The following is a 21,574-nucleotide window of genomic DNA, read 5'->3' on the forward strand; positions in this document are numbered from 1 at the left end:
TGAATGTGGGAGGTGTTCGGATAAAGTTGATAATCAAGGCCCTATAAACAACATAATTGGATGCCAGAGGAACGAGCGCGTCACGTTTTGTAGGGTAGCCGCCTCAGTTGCCATAAAATCAAAGCTCCTAGATAGCATTTAGGCTATTTTAACATCGTCCCCGGCGTAAAAAACTGTTACCCGAATTAATCAATGTGCCCCTTCCGCAAAAAGGCGCCACCCTGATCCTCCACTTTTGGAAGCGATAACCTGCCAAAAAGGGACAGGTTTATTTTGGCGGGTTTTATCTGGGCAAACGTCAACGGAGCCGCTTTCCCTTGCGGCGGCTTTCTAACAGCAAAACCAAGTGAGTAGACTTTTTGCAGGAGGCCAAGCACGCCCCAAAACGCCACAGCGCTGACCTGCGGTTATACCGCGCATTTGTCGCGATGTGCTCGGCAAATCCAAAAAAGTCTACTCACTTGCATCTGAAAGGCATCCGATAGACAAAAAACCGCTGCGGAGGGAGTCCGACTCCCTCCGCAGCGGTTGTTCGCAGTGGCTTTGCGATGGTTTTACCCGCTTGTTACTCGCTGTAGCGGGTGGCGATGGCAGCTTGCACCATGCCAGCGCTCATGAGGTAGGTCACCAGGAAGTAGCCGCCGTAGGCTGCCAGGAAAATCGCACAGGTAAGGCCCACCGTGCCACCGATGCTCATGTTGCCAAAGATGCTCACCAGCTCGATGATCACCTTGAGCGCCACAAAGGAGTGCGCCAAGCCCACTGCCAGCGGGAACAGGAAGAATACCGCTTGCTGCGCCATCACCGAATGGCGAATCTGGCGGTCGTCGCAGCCGATCTGTGCCAGCACACGATAGCTGCGGCTGCCGTCGGCCACGTTGGAGAGTTGCTGGATCGACAGAATCGCCGCGCATGCAACGACCAATACAAAGCCGATGTAGATGGCTAGGTAGCTAATAAGACCGTTCATTTGCGCTGCTTGCGCGTACATCTCGGAGCGTGTGATGAAGATTCCCCACGATCCCGGCTCCTTGCCGTCAACGAGCAGATTGTCGAGCACAGTGTATTTAATACTCTCGTCTGCCTCGGTCGTATCCATCCCCTGTTTGTAGTTAACGAGCAGGCTACTGGAATACGGCTGCAGATTGAGTTGGGACAACAGCTCGTCGGCAACGACGACGGTACCCCCGTTACTGCCCATCGCCGAGTTGGCGATGGCCGCCGTGTCCTCGTCCGACTTATCGGTTGCGGGCTTGAGCGTATGCCCGCCCAAGGTAAGGGCATGGCCGCCAGCCATATACTTGGTGTACAGGTCGACCAGCTCACCGCCCATATCACACGTAAGCAAGTACTGGTCGCGGCCAATGCTCACCGGCTCCTCGCCCATCATCTGGCGCAATTTGTTGTACTGACTTGCCGGCGTCACAGACAGGCCTGTCATGTCGGCGTTGCTGCCCTCGAACGCCTTGGGGAGCTTTTCGCCCATGGTCTTGCACATCTCACTTGGGATCACCGAAGGATTCGAGCCGCCAAGCGGGTAACTCAGATACGAATCGATCTGCACATGCTCACCGGCAACATCGGCGATATTGACCTTCTTGCCGGTCTCGTCGTTGTTGTCCGCCGACTTGTCCTTACGATCGCCGTGCCATGGATCGCCGTGCCATGCGGAGTACAAATCGACCGTACTATCGGCCAGCACCATGCGATCGGCCTCAGACGGATTGACGTACTCTTTGTAGTAGTCGAGCGTATCGGGCGTGTAATAGACATACGTCTGAGACACGTCAACAGGGTTATAGCGCTCCAGGTTTTCGTTCATCACATTGGCAATCGACATACCGCACGTCACCGAGGTAATGGCCAAGAACAAGATCATTGCGATGACGCCCATCGAAAAGCACACCGTATTGACCTTGGCCGAAAGCTGACGCACGGTAAACATATTGAGGCCGCGCCAATACACGCTGCGCAGGCTCTGCAGCAGTTTGATGAGCATGCCCGAAAGACCCCAGAACAGGGCAAAGGTGCCCACCGTAACCATGGCCGTGGTGATACCAAACTGATTCATGGCCTCCTGCAGCTTACCCTCCGTCGCGGTGAGCGGGAACCCATCGCGCAACAGGCGGTAATAGGCCACGCCCACCAGCACCACACCCACGGCAAAGATGGCAATCGCGATCCAGGGGTTGCGTGTCTTGATGGTCTCGTTGCGACGCTCGGCACCCATAAGCTCGATGAGTTTGGTACGACGCACGGCGCGGAGGTTCAGCAGTAGCGTGAGCACAAACATTACGAGCATACAGGCAAGGGTCAGGTTGAACGCATGCACCGAGAAAAAGAAGTGGAAATTAGCGATCTGCGTCTTAAAGAGCGAGGCGGTAAAGAACGTCATGAGCTGGGAGAGCCCCACACCCAGCATAATGCCAGCGACGAAGGCGCCGACCGAAACGATCACGGTCTCGAGCGCCATGATCGTGGCGACGCGCCCGCGCCCCATGCCGAGCACCTGGTACAGGCCAAACTCCTTTTTGCGGCGTTTCATGATGAAGTTATTGGCGTACACCATCAAAAAGGCCATGACACCGGCCAAAAAGTACGTCAGGTCGCCGAGCATACTGCCCATAACCTGCGCCAAGCCCTCTTCATCAATTCCGGCGATGTCGACCTGCATCGAGATGGTGTTAAAGGCATAGAAGACCGTGACGCCCAGGGTGAGCGTCAAAAGGTAGACGAGGTAGTCGCGGCCGGCGCGGCGGACGTTGCCCCAAGCGAGTTTACAGAGCATCGGAGCCCTCACCGCCCATCATGGCAACGACCTCCATAATGCGGTCGAAGAACTCTCGGCGGTCGGTGTCGCCGCGACGCAGCTCTGTGAAGATCTTGCCGTCGCGGATAAACAACACGCGGCTCGTGTAGCTGGCGGCAAAGCTATCGTGCGTAACCATGAGCACCGTGGCGCGCAGGCGGCGGTTGAGGGCCTCCAGGCTCTCGAGCAGCAGGCGGGCGCTCTTGGAGTCGAGGGCGCCGGTGGGCTCGTCGGCCATGATCATGGTGGGGTCGGTGACGAGCGCGCGGCAGGCGGCAACGCGCTGCTGCTGGCCGCCGGACATCTGGTAGGGGTACTTGTCGAGCACTTGGCTGATGGACAGGCGCGCAGCCACATCCTGCACGCGGGTCGAGATCTCCGCCGAGTTCATACGGGCGATGGTGAGCGGCAGGGCGATGTTCTCGCGCGCCGTGAGCGTATCGAGCAGGTTGGAGTCCTGGAAGATAAAGCCAAGCTCCTCGCGGCGGAACTGCGAAAGCTTGGCCTGCTTCATGCGCGTCACGTCCTGGCCGTTGATGCGGATGGTGCCACTCGTGGCGCTATCGATGGTCGACACGCAGTTGAGCAGCGTCGACTTGCCCGAGCCCGAGGCGCCCATGATGCCGACGAATTCGCCACGGTTGACGGTAAAGCTGACGTCGTTGAGCGCGCGGGTCACGTTGCCCAGCGCTCCATATACCTTTTCGAGATGCGCGACCTCCAGTACCGGGGTTGCCGTTTGCGTGGTTTGCATACCGAGTCCTTTCTTGCGATTAGTCTACGGCATCTATAGTCGCAAGAAGCCGAGTCGGCTACCATCGATATGGCTTACGCTTGCCTTACCGTTGCGTAAGGTAAGGGTAGTCTTTTTGGGACGGGGCTTTTTTAGCTGCCCCATCCGAAGCTTTTGAGGCATGAGGGCGCATTTGACATAGGGCAGCTAAAAAAGCCCCGTCCCAAAAAGACTACCCCGTCATGTAATGATGTTGAGAGAGGACTCCTGTTGAAGACTGTTCATGTTGCCGCTGGGATCATTCGCAAGGATGGATCTGACGAGCTACTTGCTGTGCAGCGCGGCTACGGCGACATGCAGGGACTTTGGGAGTTCCCGGGTGGTAAGCTCATGCGCGGCGAGACACCTGAAGACGCCGTGCGCCGCGAGCTCATGGAAGAGCTGCAGGTCAAAGTCACCAACCTGCGTGACTTCTACACCGTTGAGTATGACTACCCAGATTTCCACCTCTCAATGGAGTGCTACTACTGCTCGCTCGCCGATGAATCCGATGAGCCTCAGAAGCACGACCGCCAGCTCGATATCCGCTGGATTCCGCGCACCTCGCTTGCCACGGTGGAATGGATGCCCGCCGACAAGGGGCTCATTGATGCCCTGATTGAGCTGAAGGAAGATCGGCTTAAGGCCAACAGCACTGCCAACGACACCGAGGCCCCCACGACCGACGAGCCCGCTTCCAAGCCCAAGCGCGCACCTAGGCGCCGCAGCAAAAAGCGTCCCAAGCCCGGTCTGCTCGACGGCATCGATACCTCGGACCTTTCCGCCGACGAGCGCGAACTGGTGCGCCGTCGCGCTGCCATCAAAAAGTCCATGAAGGGCAACAAGCGTGCAAACACCAAACCCGAGCTGCTCGTTCGCCAGCGCCTGCGCGCAGCGGGCCTTACGGGTTATCGCTTGGAATGGAAGGTTCCCGGCAAGCCCGACATCGCCTTCCCCGGCCGCAAGATCGCCATCTTTGTCAACGGTTGCTTTTGGCATCGCTGCCCTAAGTGCAATCCGAGCCAGCCAAAACGCAATGTTGAGTTTTGGGAGGCAAAGTTCCGTCGCAACGTCGAGCGCGACCGCGCTGCCGTGGCAGCACTCACTCAAATGGGCTGGACGTCCATAACCATCTGGGAATGCGATCTCAAAAAAGACCGCATCGACGCCACGATGGAAAAGGTCATCGAGCGGGTGCGCGCCGCAGAGCCGCAGCGCTAGGAACGAGCCGTCCACACACCCCACACAGGCGAGCCACATCCACGTCACAAACCTTAGAAAGCCCTTAAGCCCAAAACCTTTCAAGAGTGTTACTCGATACCTCTGACCTGCGGTTTCATCGTAACGCCAAACCTCATTAAGCCTTTCTTTAGCGCTTCTTTGCGACGGCCGCGGCATAATACTGCCAACGCACGGGACCTAGCAGCACACCCCGCGCGCAATCTTTTGGTGGACATCGAGGAGGCCGCATAAGCATGCATTCTTCCAATGACGCAGCACAGCAGCCATCCCTAACACATGCAGACCTTTTCTCCTTCCCCCCGACACAGAGAGACGGTCTCCTCGACTCCCCCACCACAAAAGCCAAACGCTCAACCAATCAGAATCTCAACTTGCAAGCATCGTTCGAAAAGCTCCAAGCATCCCTAGACAAAACCTTCCCCAAGCAAGCCCGGGCATACTAGCCCCCCATCAACAAAGTAGCCCTAACGCTCCAATTTTCCGCCCAACGCCACAAGGGCGACGACCTCGAGTAGGTTAACCTGGGAGGGACGAGGGCTTAGCTCCCCAATCTTTCCGCAGGGGGCAAAAAGCCTCGCCGCACGAAGTGCGCAGCGAGGCTTTTTGCATGCCCGAGGACGATTGGGGAGCTAAGCCCTCGTCCCTCCCCGGGATATGTAGCGAGTCGGAGTACCCTTGCTGTTACTCCGCCTTGCCCACGGAGTTGAGGTTGGTCATGCGGATCTTAACCAGCTCGGTGATCTCACGCATACCCTCCTTGGCCGGCTTCTTGGGATCGAAGCAGGCGGGGTTCTCGGCCATGTAGGCCATGAAGCCCTTGGTGTAGGCCTGACGCAGCTCGGTGGCGTAGTTAACCTTGCAGATGCCGTTCTTCACAGCCTCGGCAACCTGCTCATCGGGCACACCGGAGGTGCCGTGCAGAACCAGCGGCACGTCGACGGCGTCGCGGATGGCCTTGACCACGGACTGCTCGATGTGCGGATCGCTCGTGTACACGCCGTGGCTGGTGCCAACGCCAATAGCGAGGGAGGTGCAGCCAGTGCGCTCGACGAACTCCTTGGCCTCGGCCGGATCGGTGTAGGGGCTCTCACCCTCAACCGCGGGGCCGTCGTCCTCCTTGCCGCCAACCTTGCCAAGCTCAGCCTCGACGGGCACGCCCATAGCGCGGCCAGCGTCGGCGACGGACTTGGTCAGGGCAATGTTGTCCTCGAAGGACTCGTGCGAACCGTCGATCATGACGGAGGTGTAGCCCGTGCGGAAAGCCTGCATGCAGCGGTCATAGCCATCGCCGTGATCGAGGTGCAGGGCAACGGGCACGGAAGCGCGCTCGGCGGCAGCCTTGACCATGCCGTAGAAGTAGTCCAGACCAGCGGTCTTGATGGTGCCCGGGGTGGTCTGCATGATGACGGGGGACTTGGTCTCCTCGGCAGCGGCCAGAACGGCCATAACAAACTCGAGGTTCTCGACGTTGAACGCACCGACGGCGTAGTGGCCGGCCTGAGCGTCCTTGAGCATCTTTTCGGTGGTAACAAGTGCCATGAGCGTTTGCTCCTCTCCCTCGCCCGCATCTGGACATCGGGCGTACGTGTCCGCAAGGCGGTTTACCTTGCGTTTTGCTGCGCCCATTGTATGAAATTCAGCGGCTTTGGATGCGTGAGATGGTGCCGTCGCGCGAGGTCGAGCCTTCATTTTTGAAAAGCAAACGGAAGGGTTTTGTGCCGAGCGCACGTGTTCGATATTGAGTTTTGAGCGTCGAGTGGCTTTCTTTTATAGAAAAGATAAGTAATCGAAAGGTGTTTTCTTACTCAAAAAGAAAATGAAAGAAAATAGACTCAACACAATTCCTGCAAAAATTGCCGAGAATGGAGCAGCAATGGCCCACGCAACAAACCGCGCCTTCGCCGACGAACGCCGTGCCGCCATCATGGAGATGCTCGAGCACAATGCCTCGGTGCAGGTAGCAGAAATCGCCCAGACCTTTGGCGTATCCTCCGTCACGGCCCGCGCCGATCTGGACGCGCTCGCCGAGGCTGGCAAACTGCGCCGCACGCACGGCGGTGCCGTCTCACTCCACAAGCGCCTGACCGTCTCCACGCAGGACCGGCGCATCAATGTCAATGTCGCCGCCAAGCAGGCCATCGCGCAAAGCGCCGTTGCACTCGTCAGCGACGGCGACACGCTGCTCGTCGACTCGGGCACCACGGCACTCGAATTTGTCCGCTTGCTCGACAAGCGCGACGGCATCACCGTCATTACCGCAGACATCACCATCGCCGATTACATCGACGAGAGCATGCCCTCGGTCGACGTCGTCATGCTGGGAGGGGCACTGCGCAAAGGCCATCGCTATCTATATGGCCCGCTCACCATGCAGGCACTTCAAACGGTTCACGCAGACCTTGCCGTCATATGCCCCGGCGCCTTTGTCCCCCGCTGCGGCTTTACGACTGACTTTCCTCAGATGGCCGAGACCAAAACGGCCATGATCGCCGCAGCCCGTCAAAGCGCCGCCCTCATGGACGCCAGCAAGGTCAACGGACGCGGCATGTATCGCTTTGCCGAACTGACCGATGTCGACACCGTCATGATGGATTGCGACCCCGACCATGCCGTTGCCACCTCAATCGCCGAGATTGCCGATGACGAACGCCCGAACCTCATCATCGCCAGCGTGTAAACAAAAACCACCACAAAGGTGCCTGTCCCCTTTGTGGTGGTTTGAGCGTTAAAAGCGAAATATCGCTATTTGGAAAGCTCGTCGGCGAGGGCTTCGATCTGTGCACGCGAGGTGTCGTTGAGCGAGCCTAGGACGGTCACCTTGTTCTGCGTCAGGGTGATGTCCTTCATGCCCTCGAGCTCCTTGGTCATAACCTTGGCAGCAGCGGGCGCCCAAGAGCCGGCCTCGACAAGCGCCACCGTGCGGTTCTGGTAGGCATGCTCGGCGAGCGTGTGGATGAAGGTGCTCATAAACGGGAAGATCTCGCCCTGATAGGTGATGGAAGCGAGTACCAGACGGTCATAGCGGAACGCATCCTCAACGGCCTCGGCCATGTCGTCGCGAGCCAGATCAAAGACGGAAACCTTCTGGCCGCGAGCCTCAAGCGCGGATGCGAGTTCCTCAACGGCGGCCTTCAGATGGCCGTACACGCTCGCGTAGGCAATCGTGATGCCGTCGTCCTCGGGCTGATAGCTCGACCAGGTGTTGTAGGTGTCGAGGTAGTAGCCCAGGTTCTCGGTCAGCACGGGGCCGTGAAGCGGGCAGATAATCTGAATGTCCAGATCGGCGGCCTTCTTGAGCACGGCCTGCACAAACTTGCCGAACTTTCCCACGATGCCAAAGTAGTAACGGCGCGCCTCGCAGGCCCAGCCCTCAGGATCCTCGATGTCGTTGGCGCCAAACTTGCCAAAGCCGTCGGCACTAAAGAGCACCTTGTCGGTGGCCTCGTAGGAGAAGAGCACCTCGGGCCAGTGAACGTTGGGGGCGCCAACAAACGTTAGGCTGTGGCCGCCCAGGTCGAGCACATCGCCCTCTTTGACGACCATCTTGCGCTCGGGGAAATCGGTGCCAAAGAAGTTGACCATCATGCGGAAGGCGCCCATGCTTGCCACGATCTGTGCCTGGGGATAGCGCTCCATAAAGGCGGCAATGCCGGCGGAGTGATCGGGCTCCATATGATGGACGACCAGGTAGTCGGGCGTACGGCCATCGAGCTCGGCCTCGAGGTTGCCGAGCCACTCGTCGACAAAGCCAGCGTCGACCGAATCGGCGACAGCGATCTTTTCGCCCAAGATAACGTAGCTGTTGTATGCCATACCGTTCTCGGACACGTCGTACTGGCCCTCGAACAGGTCGATGTCGTGGTCGTCGACGCCGATGTAGCGGATATCCTTGGTGATCTCCATCAGGCAAAACCTCCTAGATAGACAAAAGAACCCGTCTATCATAGCACTCGGCTGCATCCCAACAGCCATCTGCCGGCATCCTTATCGATTGTTATTGATGTTCAACATATCACCGTTGACCTGCGGAAACTATGCGCGCGGTGCCGCCGTACTATGTCGAACGATAAGCTGGCCGGGAATACGAATGGCAACGGTTTTGCCCGCCGCACCCGCCTCGGGAACCGCATGCTCAAACACCTCTCGTCCGCGCTGATGCAAGTCGAATCGAACGGTCGTGAGCTCGTTATGCGCGACAAAGTCGTCGAGTGAGTCATCGACGCCCACCACGCTCACGTCCTCGGGCACGCGCAAGCCGCTATCGCGCAGCGCGGCGATGGCGCCGTTTGCCATCTGGTCGTTTGCCGCGTAAATCGCCGTCATGGTGCGGTCGTGCTCGGCCAGGTACCTGCCGGCCTCGTAACCGCTGTTGGCAGACCAGTCACCCTCGAGCGGCTCTACCGGCTCGATGTGTTTACGCTCGAGTGCATCCTGCCAGCCGGCGCGACGAAACTGTTCGTCGACTGAGAACGACGGGCCACCAATATAGCGAATCTGCTCGTGCCCCAGCTCAAACAGGTGATCCATGAGCAGCAGCGAGCAGCCGTAATGATCGGAATCGACCGTGGTCACGCGCGGATGCGCATACATGGTGACGATAACCGTGCCAATGCCCGGCAGTGGATCAAACGACTCAAAATCGGGCGCCATGCGACTCATGCCGATGATGATGCCGTCCACCGGCAATGCAGCCATACGACGCGTGGCCTCGGCAAGCGAAAACTCCTCGGTCTTGGACATCTCGACCAGCGTGATGGCGCAACCGCGCTCACGGGCCGCACTGGCAATGCCGTCGATCATCGTCAGGTTACCGAACTTGGTGACATCGTTGACGCACAGACCGACCGAATGGTAGCGGCCGTCGCGCAGCGAGCGACCGGCATAACTCGGACGAAAGCCGAGCTCTTGCATGGCGGCCTGCACGCGCTGGCGCGTCTGTTCGTTAACGTTGGGCAAGCCGTTGGCGACGCGCGAAACCGTCTGCTGCGAAACGCCAGCAGCGCGGGCGACGTCGGCCATGGAGACCGGACGCGTACCTGTATCGTTGGACGGGCGCCTTGCCACAGGATCACCTTCACCCTTGCGAGATCTGAATAGCGTGCATGCCGGCCCGGGCAGAAACACACCCCGCGCCGAAGCCCGCTATCGTCGGACGCATGCTAACGTACTCTACTTTTCAATCCGCAACTCTTCTGCTCTATAAGTCCATACGGCAATACCGTTCACGGCTGAATTTCTACCGATTACCAGATTCTCAAAAAGTGATAAGTGTTGTGTTATGAGTACGTTAACATAGCCCGTAACGTGCGGCATCGTAGATGCTGAATTTACGCCGCTTCAGATTGTTAACGTACTCACTACGACGCAAAGCTCGTCAGTATGCGCCAAGGAAAGGACCCTCATGACCGCTCCCGACGAAAAGACACTCGCCACACTCACCAAGCTGTTCGAGGATGAGTTTGGCCCCATCGGCGATCGCCAGGTGCTCTATGTGCACGCGCCCGGCCGCTCCGAGATCAGCGGCAACCACACCGACCACGAGGGCGGCCACGTTATCGCCGGCTCGCTCGATGTCGCCGTCGACGGCATCGCCGTGGCAACTGATTCCAACAAGGTCCGCGTTGCCGACGAAGGCTATCCCACGTTTGAGATCGCGCTCGACACGCTAGACGTTCAGGAGTCCGAGAAGGGCACGTCCGCGAGCCTCGTCCGCGGCATGGCCCACGAAATCGCTGCTCTGGGCGTTGAGCCCCAGGGCTTCGACCTCGCCTTCACCTGCTCCGTCCCCTCGGGCGGCGGTCTTTCGAGCTCCGCTGCTGTCGAGGCGGCATACGGTCGTGCCATGGAGACGCTCTGGGGAGCGCCCGCCATCGAGCCTGTCGCGCTCGCCCAGATGAGCCAGCGCACCGAGAACAATTACTACGGTAAGCCCTGCGGCCTTATGGACCAGGCCGCCGTGTGCTTGGGCGGCCTTGCCTACATGGACTTTGAGGATCAGGCTCAGCCTAAGACCCAGAAGCTCGAACTCAACTTTGAAGATCACGGCTATGCGCTCGTGCTCGTTAAGGTCGGCGCCGACCACGTGGCCGCCACCGACGACTACGCCGCCGTTCCGCGCGAGATGCAAGACGTCGCCGCCGAGTTTGGCAAGGCACGCCTGTGCGAGGTAAACGTTGCCGATTTTGACGCCAAGCTCCCCGAGCTGCGCGCCAAGCTGGGCGACCGTGCCTGCCTGCGCGCCGTTCACTACTGGTACGAAAACGGCCTGGTCGATAAGCGTTGGGCGGCCCTTAACGCCGGCGACATCGACCAGTTCCTGGTCCTGACGCGCGAGTCCGGCGCCAGCTCCGCCATGTACCTGCAGAATGTCGTTGCCAAGCTGGGATCTGAGCAGCCTTCCATGTATGCCCTGGCGCTGGCCGAGCACGTGCTCGACGGCCGCGGCGCCGTTCGCATTCACGGTGGCGGCTTTGGTGGCACCATCCAGGCCTTCGTGCCGCTCGACCTGGTCGACACCTTCATTGCCAAGATGAACGGCTGGCTGGGCGAGGGCTCTGCCCGCCACTACGCAATTTCTGACAAGGGGGCTTACGCGGCATGGCTGTAATGACCGACGTGCGCGAGGCCGCGCAGGGCCTGATTGAGTATGCCATCCATCGATCGATGATCGGACAGGACGATCGCATCTGGGCCTACAACACCATTTTGGAGTGCATCGGCGCCACGGGCCCCGCACTCGACATGGCTTGGGCGCTCAAGACCGAGAAGATTTCGCTCTTGCACCCCGATACCCTGCCCGACTTTGACCTGGAGGGCACGCTCGCCGCGCTTGCCGAGGCCGCCGTTGCCAACGGTGCTGCCGAGGACACGGCATCGGGGCGCGACCGCATCGCCATGCGCATCATGGGTATGCTCATGCCGAGGCCTTCGGTTGTAAACGAGGAGTTCAACGGCCGCATGGGCGTCAACGAGCCCCGCGCCGCGACCGACTGGTTCTACGGCCTGTGCTGCGACGCCGGCTACGTGCGCCGTGCCGCCATCGCGCGCAACATCAAATGGAGCACCCCCACCAACTGGGGCGATCTCGAGATAACCATCAACCTGTCCAAGCCTGAGAAGGACCCGCGCGATATCGCCGCGGCAGGTGCCGCCAAGAACACGGGCGAAAAGTATCCCGCCTGCCAGCTCTGCATCGAAAACGAGGGCTACCCCGGACGCTCCGCCGCAGCCGACGGCGGCGCTCATCCTGCACGCCAGAACCTGCGCATTATCCCCATCTCGCTCAATGGCGATCGCTGGGGCTTCCAGTACAGCCCGTACGCGTACTTTAACGAGCACTGCATTGCCATGAGCTCCGAGCATCGCCCGATGCACGTTGACCGCAAGGGCCTGACGTGCCTGCTCGACTTTGTGGACCTGTTCCCGCACTACTTTATTGGCTCCAACGCCGACCTGCCCATCGTGGGCGGCTCGATTCTGTCGCACGACCACTTCCAGGGCGGCGCGCACGAGTTCCCCATGATGCATGCCGCCGAGGTCTTGCAGTTTAGCGTGCCCGGCTTTGACAGCGTTACGGGTGCTGTGCTGCAGTGGCCGCTTTCGGTGCTTCGCCTGCGCTCGCATGACCGCGCTCAGCTGCTCGACGCTGCCGAGAAGATTATCCTCGCCTGGCGCGAGTGGACCGATGAGTCTGTGGGCGTCATCGCGCACACAGCCGATGGCATGGCGCACAACACAGTGACACCCGTCATCCGCCGCGTCGACTCCCGCGGCAATGCCGGCGGCAAAATCTACGAGGCCTACCTGGCGCTTCGCTGCAACATCACGACCGACGAGCATCCGTTGGGCGTGTTCCACCCGCATGCCGAGTATCACCACATTAAGAAGGAGAACATCGGCCTGATCGAGGTTATGGGTCTCGCCATTCTTCCGCCGCGCCTGGTTCCCGAGCTCGGTGCTGTCCGCGAGCACCTGCTGGCGACCAAGACCGATGCCAGCTACGACCTTGCCGGCGCGCTCGAGGGCGATAGTCTTTGCCGCAGCCACGCCGCATGGGCCGAGGATGTCTATGCCCGCCGCGCCGACGAGCTTACGGCGGACAACGCCATCGATATCCTGCACGAGGAGGTCGGCGTGGTGTTTGGCCACGTGCTCGACAACGCCGGCGTCTTTAAATGGGACGAAGCCGGCCGCGCCGCCCAGCAGCGCTTTATCGACTCACTGTAATGATCCCTTTCGGACGAAGGAAAACGGATCATTCCGTCTTCAAGACAACGGCGCCCGCCGGCAACATCGCCGGCGGGCGCCGTTTTTGCGTGTAGTCATTGGGGACGCTCTTAAACGACTAGTCAAACAAGAACGTCCCCAACGACTAATGACTCGAGCGTGGAAAATCTCCCACTTTGAGCTCGTATGGGCACCAAAAGCAGGAGATTATCCACGCTCATTCTATTAGGAGTCGCAACCGCTACAACTCTACGACCTCAACGCTGTTGTAGACCTCGTCCCAGCGGTCCATGACCAGGTGGCCGGTCTTGGGGTCCATGGCGTTGAGCTTGCCGCAGGTATTGGCAGTCTTGAGCACCGTGACGTCGTCGGCACCAGCAGCAATGGCATGCGCAAAGCCGGCGATGGTCGAGTCGCCGGAACCCGTCGCGTTCACAGCAGCAATCGCGGGCGTCTTGGCGCGGAATGCGCGACCCTCATGGAAGCCCACCGAACCGGCAGCGCCCATCGAAACGACAACCCAGGGAATACCGGCAAAACGGCCATCGGCGGCAAGCGCCTCGCGCAGAGCATCGACATCATCGGTCGTGAAGGACGTGCTCAGCAGACCGTTGATCTCGGTCAGATTGGGCTTCACAAGCTCGGGCTTGGCGTCGGACTCCAGCGCGGCCTCCAGCGATGCACCCGAGGTATCGAGCAGCACCTTGGTGCCCGCCTCCTCGGCGATCTTGACGAGCTCGGCATAGTAGCCGGCATCGACGCCACGCGGCAGCGAGCCCGAAAGCGTCACAACGTCCGCCTTCGCTGCAAGCTCGGCAAACTTGGCCGTAAAGGCCTCGAGCTCGGCCGGGGCGATCTGCGGGCCGCTCTCCAGCAGCTCGGTCTGATTACCCTCGTGCAGAATATTCAGGCAAATGCGCGTCTCACCGGCGATGGGCACAAAGTCGTTCTTGACGCCGTCGGCATCCATGAGCTCGGCCATATAGGCACCCATGTGGCCGCCAAGCAGACCGGTCGCGAGCACGTCGTCGCCCAGCTGCAGCAGCACGCGGCTCACGTTGAGGCCCTTGCCGCCAGCGGTCTTTTCGGGCGTCACACGGTTAACATCGTCGATGATCAGCTTGTCGAGCTGATAGCGCGTATCAATCGACGGGTTCATGGTAACGGTCAGAATCATATTGAACTCCTGTTCCGGGGCGGCATGACCCACCCCAAACATACGATAGCTCGTTAAAGGATCTCGATCTCAAAGCCGCGGGTGACGGTCTCCCCCGGCTTGGCCACCAGGCAGCCACGCTTGTGCTCTAGAATATCGTCCTCGTCGGAGCAGGTGGACAGGCCACCCCACGGTTCAATTGCCACAAAGTCGCCCTCGGGCTTGCTCCACACAATCAGGTACGGCATATCGGGGAACGTCAGGCGCACGCCCTTGTCCTCGGTTTTCTTGGTCAGCGTAACCACGCGGCTCTCGAGCACGTCGAAGATGGTCTCCGCGAAGTCGAAGAGTTCGTGGGTAAGCGGCAGGTTCTGGCCGATCATGGGGTTCTTGCTGCGATGCTCAACATCAATCAGGCCCGTCGAGGGAACGGCAGTACAGAGCTCGGCGGCCTCACGCTGCTCAAAACGGAGCTCGTAATCGTCGTAGGACTCGCCCTCGTCGAGCGGGCACTTAAAGCCGGGGTGACCGCCCACAAAGAACGGCATGTCCTCGGTGCCCTCATTGGTCACCTCGTACGACACGGCCACCTTTTCCGAATCGATCGTGTAACGAGCAACGATCTTGAACGGATACGGGTACTGCTCGAGCAACTCGGCATGGTCGGCAGAGCTTAGGCTCAGCGCAGCCATGTTGTCGCTCTGCTCCTCGAGCTTCCACTCCTGTTTGCGCGCAAAGCCGTGGCGGTCGAGGTTTACCTCGCGGCCGCCCATGGTCATCGCGCGACCGTCACGAAGGCCGCCGCAGATCGGGAAGCAAATGGGTGCCTGGCCCGACCAGACCGCCGGGTCACCCTGCCACAGGTACTCACGGCCGTTGGCCGCAATAGAAGTGAACGACCCACCCGCCGTGCTCAACGCCACACGAATCAAGCCGTTATCAAGAACAAACTCCATAGGAGCCTTCCCTTTCTTACGACAGCCCGCCAAGTCAATAGGGCTGATAGAAAACCGGCCCGCGCCTCATCACAGAAACGCGAGCCGTCAACGGACTAGTAAATTACGCCGGATACCCGCTAGTCATGGTATTCGCCGCGGTCCCACTTCTCGAGGAACTCGTCAAAGAAGTGCGGGTCGGCCTGAGCCTCGGCATCGGCCTTGTTGCAGGCATCGATCTTGGCAATCAGGGCATCGTGCTCGGGAGTCTTGTCGTAGGGCTCCTCCAGGAAAGCAAGCATGATGTCGGCCATCAGGAACTCGCCAGTGATCTTGCCGCCAAAGCCCACGATGTTGGCGTTGAGCTCTCGACGGGCATACAGGGCAGAGGTCATGTCGCGAACCAGGGCGCAGCGGGCGCCGGGAACCTTGTTGACAGCGTTGGTGATACCGATGCCAGTGCCGCACAGGGCCACGCCAAAGTCGGCCTTGCCGCTGGCAACAGCCTCGCCCACGGCCTTGCCGTAGATGGGGTAATGCGTACGGGTGTGGCTGTAGGTGCCGCAGTCGAGCACCTTGTAGCCAGCCTGCTCCAGGCGGTCGGCCAGATAGATCTTCTCGTCCGTAACGATATGGTCGCAACCGATTGCGATGGTCTTCTTCATCAGAACGTCCTTTCGTCTGAATTCACAAGTTGAGGTAGAAGTTCGAGTTCTCGGTGGCTCTCGTTAGGCCATCTTGTTGAGCATGTCGACACGGATCTGGTGACGGCCGCCGGCGTACTGGGCGCGCAGGAACTCGCGGGCGATCTTCTTGGCGACCTCGGTGCCCACGACGCCCGGGCCCATGGTGACCATGCGCGAGCCGTTGTGCTCGCGGGTCATGTAAGCGGAACGCTCGTCGGAAATGTTGGCGACGACCATGCCCTTGATCTTGACGGCAGCCATATAGGAGCCGACGCCGTACTTATCGAATGCGAAGCCCTGGGAATCCTTGTGCTCCAGCAGGTCCTTGGCAACGGCGGTCGCGGAATCGACAAGGTCCGCGGCAGGGGTCTCGGAATAGTCGACGACTTCGTGACCGTCGGCGATGAGCATCTCCTTGATGGACTCCTTCATCGACATACCGTCGGCATCGGAAGCGATTACAACCCTCATGACATCCTCCTTGAGAGATACGCAGGTGCGTAGTTTCTGTTTGGAAGTGTTGAATCGCGTTCAGGTCCGGGCATCTGAATGTGCGGTTCTTCACTGTTCTTGTTTATTTGAACACATTCGAACATTAACTGCAACAACTATTTGTTTGTCTTTGTTCTTTTTTGAACAAATACCATTCACGGGTGATTGCTGACCGTTTGGGTCTGGCGCGGACGTAGCGGCCATGTGTTCAACAAACAAAAGGGCGGCCGAGAACGCGTCTCGGCCGCCCTTCGGCAGTATGCCCCGGTTTATACAGCTGTTTTAGCTACACGGACTGCCCGCCCTTCTTGGCATGCTTGGACGGAGCGCTCAGAAAGCGCCCCGTTAAGTAGTTCGCCGGACCGGAAATATCGATCCCCAGCAGCGTGTGCCCCAACCACAGAAACGCCGCGAGCACCAGCAACGGAATAACACACGAGGTCACGATCATCACGATAACGCCTTCGATCAGATCAGTCACCTGCTGCACAATCTCATCGGTCATCTGCTTGGCGCCGCTGGTCACCGATGTGACAAGACCCGAGGCACCGTCGGCAAGCTGCTCAAGCACGTTCTTGGGCTCTGTGGACTCGGTCTTTTTCTTGCTTGCTTTGGAATTGTCGCTATCCGCCACGTCTGCAGCGTCGGCCGCCTTTTGCTCGGCCGCCTCGATGCTCACTCGATACGTTTCGTCGACCTTTTGCGATACCCACACGCTTGCAGGCACCAACGCCATGCCGATCATGGCGACTACCAGCACGCGGGTCGCCACGCGGCGCAGGACGGCACTCGTGCTCCAGCGTCCGTGAATGCCAAGCGAGACCGCAAAGAGCACCAGAGCAAACGGGATCAGGATGCCCAGGCCCACCGACCACAAGATGGTCAGCAGATATTTCTCGAGGTAGAGCACGGCAAGCACAATGCCCAAGTTGCCCGAAAGCTGGGCGAGCTGCTCGGCGACCGGCGTTCCCGTATCGCCCGGCAGCGCCGTAATGCCCGCAGACAGCGCCACGCACGAGGTCGTGAGCGCCAAAACGTTGCCCTTCTTTTGATCGATAACCTCGATGGTGGAGTCCCAAGTTTTGGTATCGGCGAAATGCGGACGAGCTACAAAGCCCAACAGCAGCGCCAGTACCACGAGCGCAACGATAAAGCCAATCTGCAGCTTTTTGTTTGCGCACACGACATCGGACAGGCTGGGCTGCAGCTCGGTTACTGTCGTGTGCTCGGTTATCTGGACAGAACGCCCATGAGCTACCTCGTGCGCGTCTCTTTTTTGTATTGACCCGTTATCCGGCATTTGGATACCTCCTCAGTCCGGCCTGTATTGCGGATGGAAGTATACCCACCCAGCGAAAAACCGAACGGAAGGGCGGCAGAGCACCCCAAGACTGTCCCCAACGACTAGTCGTTTAAGAACGTCCCCAATGACTAAAGGAGTGGCCCAAACTGCCGGCAGATAGGGAACGTCCCCAACTGCCGGATGCCGCAACTTAGAGGAGGACGGAAAAAGCCCTGTCGCGGGTTTGCGGCAGAGCTTTTGGAAGGGGACTTGATTGTGAGGACTCGTTAGGCGAGCTTGGCCTCGAGCTCGGCGATGCGCTTGTAGGCATCGATGGTAAAGCGGGCCTGCTTCTCCAGAATCATGGTGGTCATGAGGGTGTCCTGAGCGTGAGCCATGATGAAGGTCATCTCCATCTCGCCGCCGCCGGCCTCCTGCGACAGCAGCTTGGTCTGCGTGTCGTGAGCGCCGATGAGTGCATCGCTGGCATCCTTGTGCAGCTGCTCGGCCTTCTCAAAATCACCCTCGCGAGCAGCATCGAGCGCTGCAAGCAGATCGGTCTGGGCGTCGCCCGCGTATGCGACAATCTCGAATCCAACCATCGAGATTTCTTCTTTGGTTGCCATATTGCGTTCCTTTCACATATGAACCAATGGAGAGCATCGCGTCCGGGCATACGCGCTGCGTTGTGTATGACAGAAACATTAACATTCAAACAAAAAAGAACAATGCAAAACGTAATTTCGAGCTATGAACGGTCGATTTTCACCCGTGAACGGTTTTTAAACCAATTCGAACAATATCAAACACTATTAGCGGCAACCCAAACAGGTCCGTACCCTAGCGCAACTCTCGTACCGTATCGCCCGCTACGAGCACGCCGGGGATCAGCATGTGTTCCACGCCAGGCGTAACCCCCTCGGCGCCGGCGATCTTGTCGACCGCCCACATGCCGACACGCTTGTTATCAAAGCGCACCGTGGTCAGGCGACGATCGGACACGATGTCGCCCAGGCTGTCATCGACACCCACCACGCTCACGTCCTCGGGCACGCGCTTTCCGCGCGACTCGAGCCCGCGAATGCAGCCGTAGGCCATGGCGTCGTTGGAGGCATAGATGGCCGTGCAGGTCGGATCGTCTGCCAGAGCCTGACCGGCAGCATAGCCGCTCTGCGCCGTCCAATCGCCACGAATGAATCGCGGCGGCTCAATACCATGCGCGCGCAGCGTCTCGCGCCAGCCCTCCTCGCGCTGCATGCCCGAAAGCGAGCGCTCGGGGCACGAGATAAAGTGCACGGTCTTGTGCCCCTGCCCCAGCAAGTACTCGACGACCTGACGCGAGCAATCGAACTGGTCGTTATCGATCGTCGAGCACAGCGGGTGCTCCAACATGGTAACGAGCACCGTCTGCATGCCGGGCAGCGGCTCAAAGGTGCCAAAGTCCGCCGGCATGCGGTTCATGATCACGACCACGCCGTCCACCGGCAGCGCGCTCATACGCGACGATGCACTCTCGAGGGTATAGGGGTGTCCATCTACTTTAGTAAGGGTGATGGCATAGCCGTGTTTGTCGGCAGCGGCGGCAAAGCCCTCCATACGGTCGAGGTTGCCGGTACCGGTAATGTTGAACATGGCGACGCCGACCGTCTTGAACTTGCCGCGGCGCAGCGACCGGCCGGCAAAATTGGGGCGATACCCCAGCTCGCGCATGGCGGCACGCACGCGCTCCTTGGTCTCGGGGCGCACGCTGGGCGAATCGTGCACGGTGCGCGAGACCGTCTGCTCCGAGACGCCCGCGAGGCGCGCCACATCTTTGACGGATACCGATTTTTTAACAGCGGCCATAGGTCGATCTTTCTATGTCAACGATGCCATTGACGGCATCCTGCGCAGTCATTTTGAACACATTTAAGTATATCCAACGTCTCTCCAACGATACGCTTACCACCCAAAACCTACCGTTCACCGACAATTCTGCTTCGCCGAACGGCTTTTGTCGCCCAAATGTTAACGTTGCCATTGTGCAAACACAGAGCCACCGGGCAGCTCAATCGTTTACACGCAAGGAATCGACGGTCTACAGGCACAGGGGCCACCGATTCACATCTTTTTTTGTGTCGCAAAATGGCAACGTCAACATTTTGGCAACCAGATGTCAAAAGCTACCATCGTTGCTAACCCACCGACTCTTAGGAGCTTTGCATGGAGCAACTCATCGCCACCATCGAAAAAGGCCAGCCCTTTTTCAACGCGATCGCCCGCAACAAGTACCTCAAGGCGATTCGCGACGGCTTTATCTCCGTCATCCCCATCATCATCTTCTCGTCCATCTTCTGCCTAGTAGCCTCGGTCCCCAACATCTGGGGTTTCTACTGGCCCGATGACATCAACAACGCCCTGTGGAAGTGCTACAACTACTCCATGGGCATCCTGGCCATCGCCTGCGCCGCCACCACGGCCAAGCACTTCGCCGACGCTCAGAACCGCGACCTGCCCAAGAACAATCAGATCAACTTCATCTCGTGCATGTGCGCGGCCATCATCGGCTTCTTGCTCCTTTCGAGCGACACGATCGCCACGGACGCCGCCAGCGGCTTCAACACCACCTACCTTGGTTCCAAGGGCCTGCTGACCGCCTTTATCGCTGCGTTTGTGACCGGCATCATCTACAAGTTCTTCATTAAGCGCAACATCACCGTCAAGATGCCCGAGCAGGTTCCGCCCAACATCTCGCAGACCTTTAAGGACATCATCCCCTTCTCCGTCTGCATCACCGTCTTTTGGGTCTTTGACATCGTCTTCCGCGCTGCTTTTGGCTTCTGCTTTGCCCAGGGCGTCATCCAGGTGTTCCAGCCCCTGTTCACCGCCGCCGACGGCTATATCGGCCTCGCTGTGATCTACGGCGCTATGAGCCTCTTCTGGTTCGTCGGCGTCCACGGCCCCTCGATCGTCGAGCCCGCCATCGCCGCCGCCCTCGTTGCCAACATGACCGACAACCTGGCTGCGTTCCAGGCCGGCCAGCACGCTTCCGCTGTCCTGACCCAGGGTGCCCAGTACTTCGTCGTCTGCATGGGCGGTACCGGCGCCACGCTCGTCCTGGTCTTTATGTTCTGCTTCCTGGCCAAGTCCCAGGAGATGCGCGCCGTCGGTAAGGCCGCCATCGTCCCCGTGTGCTTTGCCGTCAACGAGCCGCTGCTGTTCGCCGCGCCCATCGTGCTCAACCCCGTCTTCTTTGTCCCGTTTGTCTTTGCCCCGATCGCCAACATCTGGATCCTCAAGGTCTTTATCGACTTCTTGGGCATGAACGGCTTTATGTACACCCTGCCTTGGACCGTCCCCGGCCCCATTGGCACCATCATGGGCCTGGGCTTCCAGCCGCTCGCCTTTGTGATGCTCGCCCTTATCCTGGTCGTCGACTTTGCCCTGTACTACCCTTTCTTCCGTGCCTATGACGCCCAGAAGTGCGCCGAGGAGGCCGAAATCTCCCGGGAGGAGCTCGCCGCCAAGAACGCCGAGAAGGCCGCCAAGCTCAACGACGCCTTCCAGGGTAAGGCCGACGCCAAGAGCGTTGCCGCCGGCGCCGCTGCCGAGGTCGTAAAGACCGACGCCGCCCCCGCTGCTGCCACCACCGAGGCTACGGCCGCCAGCGACCTCAACGGCAAGCGCGTGCTCGTGCTCTGCCAGGGCGGCGGCACCTCGGGCCTGCTCGCCAACGCGCTGGCCAAGGCCGCCAAGGAGCGCGGCATCGATCTTGAGACCGCTGCCGATGCCTATGGCAACCACGTGGACATGCTTCCCGACTTTGACCTGGTCGTCCTGGCTCCGCAGGCTGCCAGCTACCTGGCCGACCTGCAGAAGGACTGCGAGCGCGTGGGCAACAAGTGCGTCGCCTGCCGTGGTAAGCAGTACATCGAGCTCTCCCAGAACGGCGACAAGTCTCTCGCCTTTGTGAGCGAGCAGCTGTCGAAGTAAGC

At 59.6% G+C, this 21,574-nt stretch carries 17 protein-coding genes; 5 read left to right on the forward strand and 12 right to left on the reverse strand.

Annotated features, from left to right (window positions below):
* Window positions 1-565: 565 nt before the first annotated feature.
* Both DXC90_RS07695 and DXC90_RS07700 read right to left on the reverse strand, forming a co-directional pair.
* On the reverse strand, window positions 566-2,788 hold the full coding sequence (locus DXC90_RS07695; protein ID WP_117735469.1) for an FtsX-like permease family protein: 2,223 nt from the start codon (window positions 2,786-2,788) through the stop codon (window positions 566-568).
* On the reverse strand, window positions 2,778-3,563 hold the full coding sequence (locus DXC90_RS07700) for an ABC transporter ATP-binding protein (protein ID WP_117735470.1): 786 nt from the start codon (window positions 3,561-3,563) through the stop codon (window positions 2,778-2,780). The genes DXC90_RS07695 and DXC90_RS07700 overlap by 11 nt, the downstream gene beginning before the upstream one ends.
* A 249-nt stretch (window positions 3,564-3,812) precedes the next feature.
* Here DXC90_RS07700 and vsr point away from each other — a divergent pair, with 249 nt between their 5' ends.
* Entirely contained in the window at window positions 3,813-4,802 is a 990-nt protein-coding gene (gene vsr, locus DXC90_RS07705) for a DNA mismatch endonuclease Vsr (RefSeq protein ID WP_117735471.1), read from the forward strand.
* A gap of 702 nt (window positions 4,803-5,504) precedes the next feature.
* On the opposite strand, the gene DXC90_RS07715 is transcribed toward vsr, so the two are convergent.
* The gene (locus DXC90_RS07715) at window positions 5,505-6,362 is read right to left on the reverse strand and encodes a class II fructose-bisphosphate aldolase (RefSeq protein ID WP_022095149.1); all 858 of its coding nucleotides are present in this window, start codon (window positions 6,360-6,362) and stop codon (window positions 5,505-5,507) included.
* Window positions 6,363-6,696: 334 nt separating this feature from the next.
* Here DXC90_RS07715 and DXC90_RS07720 point away from each other — a divergent pair, with 334 nt between their 5' ends.
* Entirely contained in the window at window positions 6,697-7,500 is an 804-nt protein-coding gene (locus DXC90_RS07720) for a DeoR/GlpR family DNA-binding transcription regulator (RefSeq protein WP_117735473.1), read from the forward strand.
* Between the two features lie 65 nt (window positions 7,501-7,565).
* Here DXC90_RS07720 and DXC90_RS07725 read toward each other — a convergent pair whose 3' ends face one another.
* A complete protein-coding gene (locus tag DXC90_RS07725) occupies window positions 7,566-8,726 on the reverse strand; it encodes an FprA family A-type flavoprotein (protein ID WP_233502250.1) in 1,161 nt (386 codons plus the stop codon).
* Window positions 8,727-8,855: 129 nt separating this feature from the next.
* Window positions 8,856-9,842: a LacI family DNA-binding transcriptional regulator gene (locus DXC90_RS07730; RefSeq protein WP_117735474.1), complete on the reverse strand. Its 987-nt coding sequence runs from the start codon at window positions 9,840-9,842 to the stop codon at window positions 8,856-8,858.
* A gap of 382 nt (window positions 9,843-10,224) precedes the next feature.
* On the opposite strand from DXC90_RS07730, the gene DXC90_RS07735 reads away from it, so the two are divergent.
* Both DXC90_RS07735 and DXC90_RS07740 read left to right on the forward strand, forming a co-directional pair.
* The gene (locus tag DXC90_RS07735; protein ID WP_117735475.1) at window positions 10,225-11,430 is read left to right on the forward strand and encodes a galactokinase family protein; all 1,206 of its coding nucleotides are present in this window, start codon (window positions 10,225-10,227) and stop codon (window positions 11,428-11,430) included.
* Window positions 11,421-13,049: a UDP-glucose--hexose-1-phosphate uridylyltransferase gene (locus DXC90_RS07740; RefSeq protein WP_233502251.1), complete on the forward strand. Its 1,629-nt coding sequence runs from the start codon at window positions 11,421-11,423 to the stop codon at window positions 13,047-13,049. Before DXC90_RS07735 ends, DXC90_RS07740 begins: the two co-directional genes overlap by 10 nt.
* A 241-nt stretch (window positions 13,050-13,290) precedes the next feature.
* On the opposite strand, the gene DXC90_RS07745 is transcribed toward DXC90_RS07740, so the two are convergent.
* The 7 genes from DXC90_RS07745 to DXC90_RS07775 form a co-directional block, all read right to left on the reverse strand.
* The gene (locus DXC90_RS07745) at window positions 13,291-14,226 is read right to left on the reverse strand and encodes a hexose kinase (protein WP_117735477.1); all 936 of its coding nucleotides are present in this window, start codon (window positions 14,224-14,226) and stop codon (window positions 13,291-13,293) included.
* Window positions 14,227-14,279: 53 nt separating this feature from the next.
* Complete coding sequence (locus DXC90_RS07750) at window positions 14,280-15,161, reverse strand: aldose 1-epimerase family protein (protein WP_117735478.1); 882 nt, start codon at window positions 15,159-15,161, stop codon at window positions 14,280-14,282.
* Window positions 15,162-15,280: 119 nt separating this feature from the next.
* Complete coding sequence (gene lacB / locus DXC90_RS07755; protein WP_117583544.1) at window positions 15,281-15,805, reverse strand: galactose-6-phosphate isomerase subunit LacB; 525 nt, start codon at window positions 15,803-15,805, stop codon at window positions 15,281-15,283.
* Between the two features lie 63 nt (window positions 15,806-15,868).
* A complete protein-coding gene (gene lacA, locus DXC90_RS07760) occupies window positions 15,869-16,297 on the reverse strand; it encodes a galactose-6-phosphate isomerase subunit LacA (protein WP_117735479.1) in 429 nt (142 codons plus the stop codon).
* 307 nt (window positions 16,298-16,604) lie between these two features.
* Window positions 16,605-17,618, reverse strand: coding sequence for a hypothetical protein (locus tag DXC90_RS07765; RefSeq protein WP_117735480.1), 1,014 nt, complete (start codon window positions 17,616-17,618; stop codon window positions 16,605-16,607).
* A 269-nt stretch (window positions 17,619-17,887) separates the two neighbouring features.
* Window positions 17,888-18,226, reverse strand: coding sequence for a PTS lactose/cellobiose transporter subunit IIA (locus DXC90_RS07770; protein ID WP_055252615.1), 339 nt, complete (start codon window positions 18,224-18,226; stop codon window positions 17,888-17,890).
* Between the two features lie 214 nt (window positions 18,227-18,440).
* Window positions 18,441-19,445 (reverse strand): LacI family DNA-binding transcriptional regulator, encoded by a 1,005-nt coding sequence (locus DXC90_RS07775; protein WP_117735481.1) that lies wholly within the window; start codon window positions 19,443-19,445, stop codon window positions 18,441-18,443.
* 357 nt (window positions 19,446-19,802) lie between these two features.
* Here DXC90_RS07775 and DXC90_RS07780 point away from each other — a divergent pair, with 357 nt between their 5' ends.
* Window positions 19,803-21,572 (forward strand): PTS transporter subunit EIIC, encoded by a 1,770-nt coding sequence (locus tag DXC90_RS07780; RefSeq protein ID WP_117735482.1) that lies wholly within the window; start codon window positions 19,803-19,805, stop codon window positions 21,570-21,572.
* The last annotated feature ends 2 nt before the right edge of the window (window positions 21,573-21,574 follow it).

Origin of the sequence: Collinsella sp. TF09-1AT, from assembly GCF_003436895.1 — a bacterium.
GTDB lineage: Bacteria > Actinomycetota > Coriobacteriia > Coriobacteriales > Coriobacteriaceae > Collinsella.

Bases quoted from the DNA above. Each gene is read 5' to 3' on its own strand.
- DXC90_RS07695 (WP_117735469.1), bottom strand. From the start codon at position 2,788: ATGCTCTGTAAACTCGCTTGGGGCAACGTCCGCCGCGCCGGCCGCGAC.
- DXC90_RS07700 (WP_117735470.1), bottom strand. From the start codon at position 3,563: ATGCAAACCACGCAAACGGCAACCCCGGTACTGGAGGTCGCGCATCTC.
- DXC90_RS07715 (WP_022095149.1), bottom strand. From the start codon at position 6,362: ATGGCACTTGTTACCACCGAAAAGATGCTCAAGGACGCTCAGGCCGGC.
- DXC90_RS07720 (WP_117735473.1), top strand. From the start codon at position 6,697: ATGGCCCACGCAACAAACCGCGCCTTCGCCGACGAACGCCGTGCCGCC.
- DXC90_RS07725 (WP_233502250.1), bottom strand. From the start codon at position 8,726: ATGGAGATCACCAAGGATATCCGCTACATCGGCGTCGACGACCACGAC.
- DXC90_RS07730 (WP_117735474.1), bottom strand. From the start codon at position 9,842: ATGGCCGACGTCGCCCGCGCTGCTGGCGTTTCGCAGCAGACGGTTTCG.
- DXC90_RS07735 (WP_117735475.1), top strand. From the start codon at position 10,225: ATGACCGCTCCCGACGAAAAGACACTCGCCACACTCACCAAGCTGTTC.
- DXC90_RS07740 (WP_233502251.1), top strand. From the start codon at position 11,421: ATGGCTGTAATGACCGACGTGCGCGAGGCCGCGCAGGGCCTGATTGAG.
- DXC90_RS07745 (WP_117735477.1), bottom strand. From the start codon at position 14,226: ATGATTCTGACCGTTACCATGAACCCGTCGATTGATACGCGCTATCAG.
- DXC90_RS07750 (WP_117735478.1), bottom strand. From the start codon at position 15,161: ATGGAGTTTGTTCTTGATAACGGCTTGATTCGTGTGGCGTTGAGCACG.
- lacB (WP_117583544.1), bottom strand. From the start codon at position 15,805: ATGAAGAAGACCATCGCAATCGGTTGCGACCATATCGTTACGGACGAG.
- lacA (WP_117735479.1), bottom strand. From the start codon at position 16,297: ATGAGGGTTGTAATCGCTTCCGATGCCGACGGTATGTCGATGAAGGAG.
- DXC90_RS07765 (WP_117735480.1), bottom strand. From the start codon at position 17,618: ATGCCGGATAACGGGTCAATACAAAAAAGAGACGCGCACGAGGTAGCT.
- DXC90_RS07770 (WP_055252615.1), bottom strand. From the start codon at position 18,226: ATGGCAACCAAAGAAGAAATCTCGATGGTTGGATTCGAGATTGTCGCA.
- DXC90_RS07775 (WP_117735481.1), bottom strand. From the start codon at position 19,445: ATGGCCGCTGTTAAAAAATCGGTATCCGTCAAAGATGTGGCGCGCCTC.
- DXC90_RS07780 (WP_117735482.1), top strand. From the start codon at position 19,803: ATGGAGCAACTCATCGCCACCATCGAAAAAGGCCAGCCCTTTTTCAAC.